We start from the raw sequence: 13,208 nt of genomic DNA, 5'->3' as shown, positions 1-13,208 counted from the left end.
CAAGAAGACCGGCAAGAGCGGCATGATCTCGACCGGCCCGGTGGCGGAAAACCGCCGGGCCAAGTTCGACTATGAGATCCTCGACACAGTCGAGGCGGGGATCGTGCTGACCGGCACAGAGGTCAAATCCCTGCGCCGCGGCAAAGCCCAGATCACCGACAGCTATGCCTCGCCCGAGGAAGGCGAGATCTGGCTGATCAACGCCTTCATCCCCGAACTGGCCGAAGCCAACCGCTTAAACCACTTCGAACGGCGCAAACGCAAATTGCTGCTCAACAAGCGCGAAGTGAACAAGCTTTCCGGAGCCGTCCAGAAAGAGGGCAACACGCTGGTGCCGCTCCGGCTCTATTTCAACGACCGCGGCATGGCCAAGCTGCTTTTGGGCCTTGGCAAGGGCAAGAAGCAGTTCGACAAGCGCGAAACCCAGAAACAGCGCGACTGGAACCGCCAGAAACAGCGCCTGTTGAAGGACCACGGCTAGGGGCCGCGGCTGAACCGCCGCACCTTCCACTTTCCTTGTCACCCTCGGGCAGCCCGCCGACGAACTCGGCGTCACTCCCGTGAAAACGGGAATCCAGCGGCAGGTTGGCCGAGACGGCGCGGAAGGTGTGGCACCGCGTATCTTCCACTCTTCTCGTCACCCTCGGGCTTGACCCGAGGGTCCATGAGGCACTGCAAAGACTTCGGCGGTCGTGGCTGGATGTTACGGTTCCCGCGCATCAACTCATCATGGATTCTCGGGTCAAGCCTGAGAATGACGAGCGAGAGAGGCGAAGGCCTCGCCAAACAACCGGTGTCATTCCCGTGAAAACGGGAATCTAGCGGCAGGCTGTCCAGCCTGCCATTAATCCCTGCAAGCCGACAGCGCAGTTTTACCCGCAATGAAATGGCGCGCTGGGACGGGAGTGGGTGGGACGGCGCCCGAACCAAAACACTTACTTCATCCTGAGGTGCGAGGCGCAGCCGAGCCTCGAAGGATGGGCCGTGTCGCGCACCCCAGCCCTAACCCGCGGCGGCCTTGGCCTTGCCGATCACATCCTCGAACATCTCGGTCGTCAGCCGGCCGGTGTTCGTGTTGTAGCGCGAGCAGTGATAGCTGTCATAGATCACGCGGCCATCGGGCAAATCGTGCCGGGCGGCGTGGCCGAAGGGGTAGGCCGAGCGCTTGAGATCGAGAGTCGTCAGCAAGGTATCGTGGGCGATACGCCCGAGGGTCACGAATACCTTGATCGGGGCATGGGCCTCGATATTCCCGGTCAGAAAGGGTCGGCAGGTCTTGATTTCGGCGCCGGTGGGCTTGTTCTGCGGCGGCACGCAGCGCACGGCATTGCAGATCCGGACATTGTGCAATCGCAGGCTGTCATCCGGGCGCTTGTCATATTCGCCCGAGGCGAGGCCGAACTTCTTGAGCGTCTCGTAGAGCAAATCGCCGGCATAATCGCCGGTGAAGGGGCGCCCGGTGGCGTTGGCCCCCTTGAGGCCTGGGGCCAGCCCCACGATCATGATCGCGGCATTGGCATCGCCCCAGCTCGGCACGGGCGCATTGAAGAACTCGGGATATTGCCGGGCATTGTCGTGACGGAAGTCGGCAAGGCGCGGACACAGCGCGCAATCATGCGGCGGTTCGGCAAGGGCAGGGGTTTCAGACATCGGCTGGGCGCGGCTCAGTCGTCATCCCGGGTGACATTCCCCCGGTTTTCCGCGGGCACCCGTCCGGCGCGCTTGATGAGATCGGCAACCTCGATGAAGGTGTCGGCCTGGCGGCGCAGATCGTCGGCGATCATCGGCGTGGCAGTGGCGAGCGTCGAGGCGACGGTCACGCGCTTGCCCTTGCGCTGCAGTGCGGCGACCAGCGCGGTGAAATCGCCATCCCCCGAGAACAGGACGATGTGATCGTAATGCGGGGCCATTTCGAGCGCGTCGACCGCCAGCTCGATATCCATATTGCCCTTGATCTTGCGCCGGCCCTGCGGGTCGGTGAATTCCTTGGCCGGCTTGGTGACTACGGTGTAGCCATTATAGTCGAGCCAGTCGATCAGCGGCCGGATCGAGGAATATTCCTGATCGTCGACCAGCGCCGTGTAGTAATAGGCGCGCAGCAGATAGCCGTCTTTTCGGAATTCATCGAGAAGTCGTCGGTAGTCGAGGTCGGTTCCAAGCGCTTTGGCGGTGGCGTAAAGGTTCGCACCATCGATGAACAGAACAATCTTCTCGCGCTGGTCCGGCATATATCGGCTACCTCAAATCTCTTAAAACAAACAACGTTTTCAATCCGCTTCCGGTTCAATCACCTGAGCCGGCACGGCGAACACCTGAAAATTGCACCTTCGGCGTTCGTTACAATGCCACCATACTCACCTCGGAACTGAAAAAACAGGTGAAATGAATTGCGCGCGCGGGTGAGCGGCCATGTCGCACCCGCTCGCATCGGAAAGCTTGAATTCCCAGCGGCCTTGATGTAGGGAACGCCTGTTTTCCCGTCATCAGGAGATTGCACGTGGCGCGCGTCACCGTCGAAGATTGCATTGAACGCATCCCCAATCGCTTCGAGCTCGTCATGGCCGCTGCCCATCGGGCGCGCCTGATCTCGACCGGTGCGCAGATCACCGTCGACCGCGACAATGACAAGAATCCCGTCGTTGCCCTGCGTGAAATCGGCGATGGCACCATCTCGCCGGAAGACCTCAAGGAAGACCTCATCCACTCGCTGCAAAAGCATGTTGAAGTGGACGAGCCCGAGCCCGAAACCGCGCCGGTCATCGAAAGCCAGGGTGACGATGATTCCGTCAGCTTCGACAAGATGAGCGAAGAAGAACTGCTGCGCGGCATCGAAGGGCTGGCTCCGCCTGAGCGCCGCGACGATTGATCTTGCGCCGCAAAAGGCGACAACGTTACAATTTGAGGGCGCTTGCGGCGACGCGGGCGCCTTTTTATTTGGCGGGCGGCATCGCCCGCTGAGCGGAATCGAGTTGGAGTGTCGTGACGCCCCATGATGCGTCAGTACGAGCTGGTCGAGCGTGTCCAGGCCTATAATCCGAATGCCGACGAAGCCTTGCTCAACAAGGCTTACGTCTATGCCATGCAAAAACACGGCATGCAGAAGCGTGCCTCGGGCGATCCCTATTTCGCCCACCCGCTCGAAGTCGCAGCCATCCTGACCGACCTGCATCTCGACGACGCCACTGTCGCGGTCGCGCTCCTGCATGACACGATCGAGGATACCGATGCGACCCGGGTCGAGATCGACCAGATGTTCGGCGCCGAGATCGGCGCCCTGGTGGAAGGGCTGACCAAGATCGAGCGGCTCAACCTGATGTCGCGCGAGGAAGCGCAGGCCGAAAACCTCAGAAAGCTCCTGCTCGCCATCGCCGAGGATGTGCGCGTGCTGCTGGTCAAGCTCGCGGACCGGCTGCACAACATGCGCACCCTCGAGTTCATGAAGCCGGCCTCCCGCCGTCGCATCGCGCAGGAGACCATGGATATCTATGCCCCGCTGGCCGGGCGCATGGGCATGCAGGACATGCGCTCCGAGCTTGAGGACCTGGCGTTCAAGGTTCTGCAGCCCGAGCATTACGAGGCGCTGACGGCGCGGTTGAAGGCATACCAGGAAGAGGCGGCGGATTCGGTCAAGCAGATCACCGACGAGCTTTCCCGCTATCTCGAAGAGAAGGGGATTGCCGCTAGGGTGCAGGGGCGGTTCAAGCGGCCCTATTCGGTGTTCCGCAAGATGGAGCGCAAATCCATCGGCCTCGAACAGCTCTCGGACATTATCGGGTTCCGGGTAATCGTCGACACGGTCGATGACTGCTATCGCGCGCTGGGGGTGGTGCATTCGCGCTGGTCGGTCGTGCCCGGCCGGTTCAAGGATTACATCTCGACCCCCAAGCAGAATGACTACCGCTCGATTCACACCACCATTGTGGGGCCGAACCGCCAGCGCGTCGAACTGCAGATTCGCACCCGCGAAATGCATCAGGTGGCCGAATACGGCATCGCCGCTCATGCGCTCTACAAGGACGCGATCTCCGGGAACATGTCGCGGTTGGAGACTGAAAGCCGCGCCTATGGCTGGCTGCGGGCCACGATCGCGCATCTGACCGAGGGCGAAAACCCCGAGGAGTTCCTCGAGCACACCAAGCTCGAACTGTTCCAGGACCAGGTGTTCTGTTTCACCCCGCGCGGGCGGCTGATCGCCTTGCCGCGCGGCGCCACCCCGATTGATTTCGCCTATGCGGTGCATACCGACATCGGCGACAGCACCGTTGGCTGCAAGATCAATGGCGCCATCCTGCCGCTGATCACAACGCTGCGGAACGGCGACGAGGTCGAGATCATCCGCGACCCGGCGCATGTGCCGCCGCCCAACTGGGAGAATATCGCGGTCACCGGCAAGGCCCGTGCAGCCATCCGCCGGGCCGTGCGTCAGGCCGCGCATCAACGCGCCGAAGTGCTGGGCCGCCAGATCCGCGCGGCTGTGGTCGAGCGCGAAGGCATTCAGCTCACCGAGAAGGAGCAGCACAATCTGCTGACAGCGCTCTCGCTGACCAATGAACATGAATTGCTGACCGCGCTCGGGGAAGGCCGCATAGACAGCGACGATCTGGCCCGCGAGATGTGGGCCCTGCGCGGCAAGAGCCCGCAGCGCCGCCGCGACCTGACTTTGCCCGCGGGCACAAGCGCCGACGGCTGGTTCGCCTTGCGGGCCTCCGAAATGTTCCGCTTCCGCATTCCAGGCGGCCAGACGGTGAAAATCGCCAATGGCGCCTCGGGTCGGACGCTCGAATTCAATACCCCGGTGCTGATCTCGGTCGAAGGGGCGGTGCCCGGCGACCGGCTGGTGGGGATCTATGGCGACGACAAGACCGTCACCGTCTATCCCATTGATTCCGAAGCTCTGGTCGCCCATCACGATGCCGATGTGATCTGGCTCGATGTACGCTGGGACCTGAAGGAAAACGAAGACCGGCTGCATCGCTGCGTCGTCGCGCTTAACGCGGTCAACCGGCCCGGCGCGCTTGCCCAGGTCACTGCGGCCATCGCCGCTTGCGATGCGAACATCCACAATGTGCTGGTGCATGCCATCTCGCCCGATTTCCATGCCATGCTGTTCGAACTCGAACTGCGCGATGTGACCCAGCTCAACGATGTGTTGACAACCCTCAAGCGCACACCGGGATTGACCGAGGTGCATCGCGCCTCGGTTGACGAGGCCGCCGCCTTTGCCGCACTAAACCGGCCACAACTCAATGGCAGCGGCGCACGGGCCGAACAGAGCCCCGCATGATGGCAGCCCTCATGACAAGGATCGACGCATGACTGAGCCCAAGGCCGTATCCGAGGCTTCAATGACCCGCGACGAGGTGCTTGCCGTGTTCAAGCAATGCGGTGCCATCCTCGAAGGGCATTTTATCCTCTCTTCGGGACTGCGCTCGCCGGTTTTCCTGCAAAAGGCGCATGTTTTCATGCACCCGGACAAGGCTGAAATTCTGTGCAGGGCGTTGGCCGGCAAGATCCGTGCAAGCGGGGTAGGAGACTTCACCCAGGTCGTGTCTCCGGCGGTCGGGGGCATCATTCCGGGCTATGAAACCGCACGGCATCTCAAGGTCCCGGCGATATTCACCGAACGCGTCAACGGTCAGTTCGAACTGCGCCGGGGCTTTCATATCGAGCCGGGCGAGAAGGTGATTGTTGTCGAGGATATCGTCTCGACGGGCCTCTCGATTCGCGAATGCGTCGATTGTCTCAAGGCGCTGGGCGCCGAGGTTGTGGCGGCCGCGTGCCTCGTCGACCGCTCTGCCGGCAAGGCCGATGTGGGCGTGCCACTGATCGCGCTGGCCGAATACGAAGTGCCGGCCTATCCGGCTGACGCCTTGCCGCCCGAACTGGCGGCCATTCCGGCGGTCAAACCTGGCAGCCGTGGCCTGCAATGATCATCGGGCTCGGCAACGATCTGTGTGACATCGCCCGGCTCGAGCGAGTGCTCGAGCAATATGGCGAGCGCTTTACCTATCGCTGCTTCACCGAAATCGAGCGGAACAAGTCGGATCGCCGCCGCGCCCGCGCGGCCTCTTATGCCAAGCGGTTCGCGGCCAAGGAGGCCTGCGCCAAGGCGCTCGGCACTGGGCTGTCCCACGGGGTCTACTGGCGCGATATGGGAGTGGTGAACCTGCCCAGCGGCAAGCCGACAATGCAGCTCACCAACGGCGCCCAGCGCATGCTGCATCGCCTTGTTCCTTCCGGACACGTGCCCCATATCCATGTTAGCATCACCGACGACTATGGCATGGCCCAGGCCTTTGTCATCATCGAGGCCTTGCCGGTTGACCCGGGCGGCCCGGCGGCATAATCGACTACCCGAGAAACAAAGGGACTTCCCATGGCCTCGACCGACGACAAGGCGAAACGCCGCGAGCAGGAAAAGCTCGCCAGCAAGGCCGCCAAGCCCGCCAAGAAGAAAAGCGAGCTGCGCGAGACGATCGTCGTCGTCATCCAGGCGCTCCTGATCGCATTGATCTTCCGCAGCTTCGCCTATCAGCCCTTTTCGATTCCGACAGCCTCGCTGCAGCCGAACCTGATGATCGGCGACTATGTGCTCGCCTCCAAGTTCACCTATGGCTATGGCCGCTATTCGCTGCCGATGGGCATCATCCCGTTCGAGGGCCGGATCTTCGGCAATGAGCCGAATCGCGGCGATATTGCCGTGTTCAAGCCGGTGCCGCAGGACGACAATTACATCAAGCGCGTGATCGGCCTGCCGGGCGACCGCATCCAGATGAAGCAGGGCCGGTTGTTCATCAATGGCGAAATGGTCGAGCGCGAAATGGTCGAGCGCACGACCGATACCGACAGCTTCAACACCACGCTCCCGGTCATCAAATATCGCGAAACCCTGCCGAACGGCGTGAGCTACATCGTTCAGGAGATTTCCGATACGGCGGCGCTCGACAACACCCAGGAATACATCGTTCCCGAAGGCCAGTTCTTCATGATGGGCGACAATCGCGACCGCTCGCAGGACAGCCGTGTGCTATCCGCGGTCGGCTTCGTGCCCTTCGACAATCTGGTCGGCAAGGCCGAGGTCCGCTTCTTCTCGATCAAGGACAATATCAATCCCTGGTTTGTCTGGATGTGGCCGGGCAATGTGCGCTGGGACCGGATGTTCACCTCGGTCTATGATTGATGGATACGGAAATCGACAGCCTTGCGGCGCTTGAGGAGGCCATCGGTCACCGCTTCGCCGACCGCGCCTTGTTCGAACAGGCGCTGACCCATTCAAGCGCTGTCGCTCCGTCCCGCCGCACTGCCAAATCCTATCAACGGCTCGAGTTTCTCGGTGACCGCGTGCTCGGCCTTGTGGTGGCCGAAGCGCTGATCCGGCGCTTCCCCAAGGCCAATGAAGGTGATCTGTCGCGTTCGCTCAACGCAGTGGTGCGCAAGGAGAGCTGTGCCGCAGTCGCCCGCGAATTGCAGCTCGGCGAATACCTGCATCTCGGCGATAGCGAGGCCCGTTCGGGTGGTGCCGACAAGGACGCCATTCTTGGTGACGTCTGTGAGGGCCTGATCGGCGCCATTTATCTCGATGCGGGTATCGAACCTGCGCGGCGCTTTGTCGAGAAACGCTTCGAACAATGGCTCTCCATCGGGCTCGCACAACGTGGCGATGCCAAAACGACCTTGCAGGAATGGGCGCAGTCCCGGGGGCTTGAGCCGCCGGCCTATGTCGAGGTCAGTCGCTCCGGCCCTGACCATGCGCCCGAATTCACCATCGAGATTGCGCTTGAAGGGTTCGCCCCCGTACGGGCACTCGGACGATCCAAAAAGATCGCCGAGCACGAAGCCGCCGAGCAGTTCCTTGTCCGGGAGAAAGTGTGGAAGAAGACCTCATGAGCAGCCCTCAATCCGGGGCTGAGCCGACCCGCTGCGGTTTCGTGGCGCTGGTCGGAGCGCCCAATGCCGGCAAATCGACCCTGCTGAACGCGCTGGTCGGCACCAAGGTGTCGATCGTCACGCACAAGGCGCAAACCACCCGCACCCAGATCCGCGGCGTCGTCACGCTCGACGAGACGCAGATCGTCTATGTCGATACCCCGGGGATCTTCAAACCCAAGCGCCGGCTGGACCGCGCCATGGTGCAGTCCGCCTGGGCAGGCGCGGAAGACGCCGACCGCGTGGCACTGATCGTTGACGCCGAGAAGGGTCTGGCGCCCGATGTCGAAGCGCTGCTTGAGCCGCTGGCAAAGTCCGCGCGTCCGAAGACCCTGGTACTCAACAAGATCGACCGGGTGAAGCGCGAGACGCTCCTGGCGCTTGCCGCTGCGCTCAACGAAAAGGTCGAATTCACCGACACCTTCATGATCTCGGCGCTGAAAGGGGAGGGCGTATCCGATTTCGTCGCCCATTGCGCTGCGTCGATGCCGCTGAGCCCGTGGCTGTTTCCTGAGGATCAGCTGTCTGATCTGTCGCTGGCGCTGACCGCTGCCGAAGTCGTACGTGAGAAGCTGTTCCTGCGCATTCACCAGGAAATTCCCTATGCGGCGACTGTCGAGACCGAGAATTTCGAGGTCCGCAAGGACGGGTCCTACAAGATCGATCTGGTGATCTATGTCACCCGTGACAGTCACAAGAAGATCGTGCTGGGCAAGGGCGGGCAGACCATCAAGCAGATCGGCGCCGAAGCGCGCGGCGAGCTGACCGACCTGTTCGAAACGCCGGTACACCTGTTTCTTTTCGTCAAGGTGCGCGAGAAATGGGCCGACGATCCAAGCCGGTATCGCGAAATGGGGCTCGATTTTCCGCAGTAGTGCCGGAGCAGGGTGTCAGGACGCTTTGCGCCAGGTCTCCTGGGTGAGGAAATCGGGCACCATCTCCGCCGGTATCGGGCGGGCAAAGACGTAGCCCTGCAGCGTGTCGCAACCGAGATCGCTCAGAATACGGGCATGCTCCATGGTCTCGACACCTTCCGCGACCACTTCGATGTTCAGTGACTTGCCGATCTCGACGATGGATTCGACAAGGTGCCGCTGGCCCGGATGCTCGACAATGGGGGTCACGAACCGCCGATCGATCTTCAGCCGCTTCGGTTTGATCTGCAAAAGCGAAATGATTGAGGCGTGGCCGGTGCCGAAATCGTCGATTTCGATGTCGATACCCAGATCATTGAGCTGATCGATATTCCAGCCGACCACTTCGTCGCGCTCGTCCAGGAAAATCGATTCAACCAGTTCGAACGAGACCGTACCCGGCTTGAAATCCAGCTCGCGCAGGCTGGCGATCAACCGCTCATCATGCAGCCGTCGGGCAGACACATTGACCGAGACCTTGGGGATCTCGAAGCCGAGATTGCGCCAGCGCGCACTATCTTCGATGGACTGCTCGAGAATCTGGCCGTCAATGGTCGCCACCACGTTGAGCTCTTCGGCAATGCCCAGGAACTTGTCGGGTGTGAGAACCCCTTCAGCGGGGTGCTTCCAGCGGGCGAGAGCCTCGAAGCCGGCAATGTCGAAGGTCCGGGCGCAGATCTGGGGCTGATAATAGGCCACGAATTGCTGCTGCTCGAGACCGATGAGAATGTCGTCAGCGCGGTGTTTCTGGAAAACGATTTCGGCCTGCAGGGCTTCGGTGAACACCTCGAAACGGTTCCGGCCCCGGCTCTTTGCGCGGTAAAGGGCGATATCGGCATTGATCAGCAACCGCTTGGGATCGATGTCATCACCTTCCTGCGCCGCAATGCCGACCGAGATACCGGTGCGGCATTCATGTCCCTCATATTGTACCGGGCGTCTCATCTGCTCGATGGCGCGTTCGGCGAGCCCTTCGACATTGGCGACGCTCTTCATCGAGCGGCAAACGACGACGAATTCATCGCCCCCGATGCGCGCGACGAAATCGCTTTCCCGAATATTGGACTTGAGGACCTCCGAGGCATGGATCAGCATGGCATCACCGGCCGCGTGGCCGAGCGTGTCGTTGATCTGCTTGAAGCGATCGAGGTCGATATGCAAGACCGCCAGGCGGCCGCCCCGGGCGGCACACTCGCTGGCGTGAAACTCGAGCATTTCATCGAGGAAACGGCGATTGGGCAGCCCGGTCAGCGCATCATGCAAGGCGTCGTGCTCGATGCGCGCCTTGGCGGCTTCGAGTTCTGAGTTCCTGGCTTCGGTGAGGGCCTTGGCGCGCTTGAGGTCCTGGTTGAGCGCCATGTCGGCGGTCACGTCCCAATTGACCCCGACAAGGCGCGTCGGGCCTTCAGGATCCACATAGATCTCCGCTATCGCCCGGATATGGCGCACGCGCCCGTCCTTCAGCAGCACGCGGAACTGGGAGTGATAGCGCTGATGGGTCTCAAGCGAGTTGCGGAAGTCGGCTTCGGCCTGCTCGAGATCGTCGGGGTGCAGCGCTGCCCGCCAGTGGCGATAGCTGCGCGCGCCGCCGTCGAGGGGAAGGCCGTAGAGTTCGTTCATCCGGTCGTCCCAGACCAGGGCACCGGTGTCGAGTTCGTACTCCCACACTCCGACCTTTGAAGCGTCAAGCGCCATCTCCAGCCGATAGGAGAGGCGTTGCAGTTGAGCCTCTCGCCGGCGCAGTTCGCGGATATGCAGCCAGCGTTCCTCAACGAGATGGCCGGTAACCAGGATCGGGAGCACAACAGCAATGCCCGCGATCAGGATGATGGCGCGTAAACCCCAGATATAGGGCGGCAGGGTGTGCCAGCCGGTCTTGGGCTTGGCATACATGGTCCACGAGCCGGTCGGCAGGCCGATTACGCCCTTGACCGGGTTGCCGGTAACGACGTTTTCGTTTCCGAAAAAGACGCGATCGCCTTCGTCGATTGCCGGATTGCCCGTTATCGCGATGTCGATGCCGAGCTCGGGGTCAAGCAGACCTGCCTCGCGATAGACCTTGTCGATATCGATGACGGACGCGACCAGGCCCCAGAACTGTGTTTTTCCGCTATTCTCGACAAAGACGGGATAGCGCACCACAAAGGCATCGCCGCCCTGAACGAGTTTGATCGGGCCGGCCATCATGGCTTCACCCGAATAGCGCACCTTGAGCGCGGCATCGCGCTGCTCGTCATTGGCACGGTAATCGAGCCCGACAGCAGCCTCGTTGCCCTTGAGCGGATAGATGTATCGGACCACCAGATCGGGTGCGACGGCGATGTGCCTTATGCCCGAATTCTGGCGCAGGATGCTGCGGGCAAGGCGCTCGAAACGGGGCTGATTCAACTGGGGTTCGGCGGCGATTGCCCCCACAAGGCCCCAAGCCAGATGGATGTTGGTGTTGAGCAGGTCCTCCATATCCGAACGCACGCTGTTCAGCTTGTCGCTGACGTCGTGGCGCTGGTTATGGCGGTAAGCTTCAACGTTCTGGCGGTCGGAATAGACCCCTGCTGCAATCACCACGAACAGGGTGATCAGCGCCGGGATGTAGCTCGGCCTCGCAACAAACGCCAACAAGCTTTTGAATGCCTTGATCAAATCCTGACCCCAAAGACTGCCCGCAAAACGGGGAGGAATAGCCCTCGAAAGTGACGCGATCCGCTAAATTTCGCGTTAATGGCCCGGATTTTTTGATTTTGGCTTGACGTGTTGAGATAAATCGAGAAATCTAGATATATGGAAAAGAAAGACGCACTCGATGTTTTGTCCGCGCTCGCCCATGAGGGGCGGCTCGACATTTTGCGCGAGCTTGTCGCAGCAGGCGAAGACGGGCTGGCGGCCACCGATGTGGCGGTGCAGACAGGCGCGCTGCAGAACACAACCTCGACGAACCTCGCGATTCTGGCCCGCGCCGGGCTGATCGACGGCGAGCGGCAAGGGCGTTCCATCCGCTATCGCGCGGAGCTTTCCACAATTCGCGGGCTTATCGCCTATCTTTTGCAGGATTGCTGTAATGGCCGGCCAGAACTCTGTGTGCCGCTGATCAACGATCTCTCCTGCATCACACCTGGCCAAAACTCTGGAAATCGAGATGACCGACGCTGCTGACGCGCCCTACAACGTGCTGTTTCTGTGCACGGGCAATTCCGCCCGTTCGATCCTTGCCGAAGCCAGTCTCACCCGCCACGGGCAAGGCCGTTTCAACGCGTTTTCTGCCGGCTCGCAGCCGACAGGCGAGGTCAATCCCCATGCGATCGCGCTGCTCAAAAAGATGAATTTCGATACCGGCTTCGCGCGCTCGAAGAGCTGGGAAGAGTTCGCCGGCCCCGATGCACCGAAAATGGACTTCGTTTTCACGGTCTGTGACAGCGCGGCCAAGGAAACCTGTCCCATCTGGCCCGGCCAGCCCATGTCGGCCCATTGGGGCGTACCCGATCCCGCAGCCGCGACGGGCAGCGAGGCGGAAATCGCCCTTGCCTTCGCGGACGCCTTTCGCATGCTCGACACCCGCATTTCGATCTTCACCAATCTGCCCATCGGTTCCCTCGACAAGCTGACGCTGAAAAAGAGCCTCGAGGATATCGGCAAGACCTCCGCATAACCCATGGATATGACTCGCAAACTCGGCGCCGAAGCGCTCGGCACGGCCTTTCTGCTCGCGACGGTCGTCGGGTCAGGCATCATGGCCGACCGGTTGTCTGGTGGCAGTGTAGGCCTGGCGCTCCTGGGCAATACGCTACCCACCGGCGCCATCCTCATCGTGTTGATCACAATGCTGGGGCCGGTTTCGGGTGCGCATTTCAATCCCGCGGTCACCCTGGTCTTCGCCTTGCGCCGGGAGCTGGTCTGGTCCGAGGCCGGGTTCTACGTCGCGGCGCAGGTCATCGGTGCGGTGGCGGGTGTGCTGGCGGCGCACGCGATGTTTGCCGAACCCTTGTTCATGGCGTCGCAGACCGCGCGCAGCGGGGCAGGCCAATGGTTTGCCGAGGCGGTGGCGACGTTCGGGCTCGTTTTCACTATCCTTGCAACCCTCAAGGCACGGCCCGCCGCGGTACCGGTCGCGGTCGGTCTCTACATCACCGCCGCCTACTGGTTTACCGCTTCGACGAGCTTTGCCAATCCCGCCGTGACCCTGGCGCGGGGACTGACCGACACCTTTTCGGGCATCCGCCCTAATGACGTGCCGGCCTTTGTGGTCTGCCAGTTGATCGGCGCGGTGCTCGCATTGGCCGTCGCCGGCTGGATGGTCTCGGGGCCGAAGCCATCGGAAACCTCTGCGCCTTAACGATCCAGGGACGAGTTGCCCCTTGTCGGTATCCCGGCTGC

General features: G+C 61.7%; 14 protein-coding genes. 11 read left to right on the top strand and 3 right to left on the bottom strand.

Features of this window, described 5'->3' with window-relative positions; translation table 11 throughout:
- Positions 1-22: 22 nt before the first annotated feature.
- Positions 23-481 carry an SsrA-binding protein SmpB gene (smpB, locus tag G489_RS0102905; RefSeq protein WP_029040250.1) on the top strand — a complete coding sequence of 153 codons (459 nt, stop codon included), beginning with the start codon at positions 23-25 and terminating at the stop codon, positions 479-481.
- 521 nt (positions 482-1,002) lie between these two features.
- Here the strand turns inward: smpB and G489_RS0102900 are convergent.
- Together G489_RS0102900 and G489_RS0102895 are read right to left on the bottom strand one after the other, a co-directional pair.
- Entirely contained in the window at positions 1,003-1,650 is a 648-nt protein-coding gene (locus G489_RS0102900) for a uracil-DNA glycosylase (protein WP_029040249.1), read from the bottom strand.
- Positions 1,651-1,664: 14 nt separating this feature from the next.
- On the bottom strand, positions 1,665-2,228 hold the full coding sequence (locus G489_RS0102895; protein WP_029040248.1) for a LabA-like NYN domain-containing protein: 564 nt from the start codon (positions 2,226-2,228) through the stop codon (positions 1,665-1,667).
- A 269-nt stretch (positions 2,229-2,497) separates the two neighbouring features.
- Here G489_RS0102895 and rpoZ point away from each other — a divergent pair, with 269 nt between their 5' ends.
- The 7 genes from rpoZ to era all read left to right on the top strand — a co-directional run bounded on the left by rpoZ (position 2,498) and on the right by era (position 8,801).
- Positions 2,498-2,866, top strand: a complete 369-nt coding sequence (gene rpoZ / locus G489_RS0102890) for a DNA-directed RNA polymerase subunit omega (protein WP_029040247.1) — start codon at positions 2,498-2,500, stop codon at positions 2,864-2,866.
- A gap of 123 nt (positions 2,867-2,989) precedes the next feature.
- Positions 2,990-5,284: a RelA/SpoT family protein gene (locus G489_RS18840; protein WP_051332242.1), complete on the top strand. Its 2,295-nt coding sequence runs from the start codon at positions 2,990-2,992 to the stop codon at positions 5,282-5,284.
- Between the two features lie 61 nt (positions 5,285-5,345).
- A complete protein-coding gene (pyrE, locus tag G489_RS0102880; RefSeq protein WP_029040246.1) occupies positions 5,346-5,930 on the top strand; it encodes an orotate phosphoribosyltransferase in 585 nt (194 codons plus the stop codon).
- Complete coding sequence (gene acpS / locus G489_RS0102875) at positions 5,927-6,346, top strand: holo-ACP synthase (RefSeq protein ID WP_029040245.1); 420 nt, start codon at positions 5,927-5,929, stop codon at positions 6,344-6,346. The genes pyrE and acpS overlap by 4 nt, the downstream gene beginning before the upstream one ends.
- A gap of 30 nt (positions 6,347-6,376) precedes the next feature.
- On the top strand, positions 6,377-7,180 hold the full coding sequence (lepB, locus tag G489_RS18835) for a signal peptidase I (protein WP_051332241.1): 804 nt from the start codon (positions 6,377-6,379) through the stop codon (positions 7,178-7,180).
- Positions 7,180-7,887 (top strand): ribonuclease III, encoded by a 708-nt coding sequence (gene rnc / locus G489_RS0102865; RefSeq protein ID WP_029040244.1) that lies wholly within the window; start codon positions 7,180-7,182, stop codon positions 7,885-7,887. Before lepB ends, rnc begins: the two co-directional genes overlap by 1 nt.
- Positions 7,884-8,801 (top strand): GTPase Era, encoded by a 918-nt coding sequence (gene era / locus G489_RS0102860; RefSeq protein WP_029040243.1) that lies wholly within the window; start codon positions 7,884-7,886, stop codon positions 8,799-8,801. Before rnc ends, era begins: the two co-directional genes overlap by 4 nt.
- A gap of 15 nt (positions 8,802-8,816) precedes the next feature.
- On the opposite strand, the gene G489_RS0102855 is transcribed toward era, so the two are convergent.
- Entirely contained in the window at positions 8,817-11,459 is a 2,643-nt protein-coding gene (locus G489_RS0102855) for a bifunctional diguanylate cyclase/phosphodiesterase (protein WP_155889292.1), read from the bottom strand.
- 159 nt (positions 11,460-11,618) lie between these two features.
- Between G489_RS0102855 and G489_RS18830 the strand changes: the two genes are divergently transcribed.
- The 3 genes from G489_RS18830 to G489_RS0102840 are packed head-to-tail and all read left to right on the top strand — an operon-like array spanning position 11,619 to position 13,167.
- On the top strand, positions 11,619-11,990 hold the full coding sequence (locus tag G489_RS18830; protein ID WP_051332240.1) for an ArsR/SmtB family transcription factor: 372 nt from the start codon (positions 11,619-11,621) through the stop codon (positions 11,988-11,990).
- The gene (locus G489_RS0102845) at positions 11,974-12,483 is read left to right on the top strand and encodes an arsenate reductase ArsC (RefSeq protein WP_029040241.1); all 510 of its coding nucleotides are present in this window, start codon (positions 11,974-11,976) and stop codon (positions 12,481-12,483) included. Before G489_RS18830 ends, G489_RS0102845 begins: the two co-directional genes overlap by 17 nt.
- A 3-nt stretch (positions 12,484-12,486) precedes the next feature.
- Entirely contained in the window at positions 12,487-13,167 is a 681-nt protein-coding gene (locus G489_RS0102840) for an aquaporin (protein ID WP_029040240.1), read from the top strand.
- Positions 13,168-13,208 lie beyond the last annotated feature (41 nt).

This window comes from Cucumibacter marinus DSM 18995 (assembly GCF_000429865.1).
In the GTDB taxonomy this organism is placed as follows: domain Bacteria; phylum Pseudomonadota; class Alphaproteobacteria; order Rhizobiales; family Devosiaceae; genus Cucumibacter; species Cucumibacter marinus.
The sequence above is the reverse complement of the archived record's forward strand: the minus strand, read 5'-3'. Positions and strand labels throughout refer to the sequence as shown.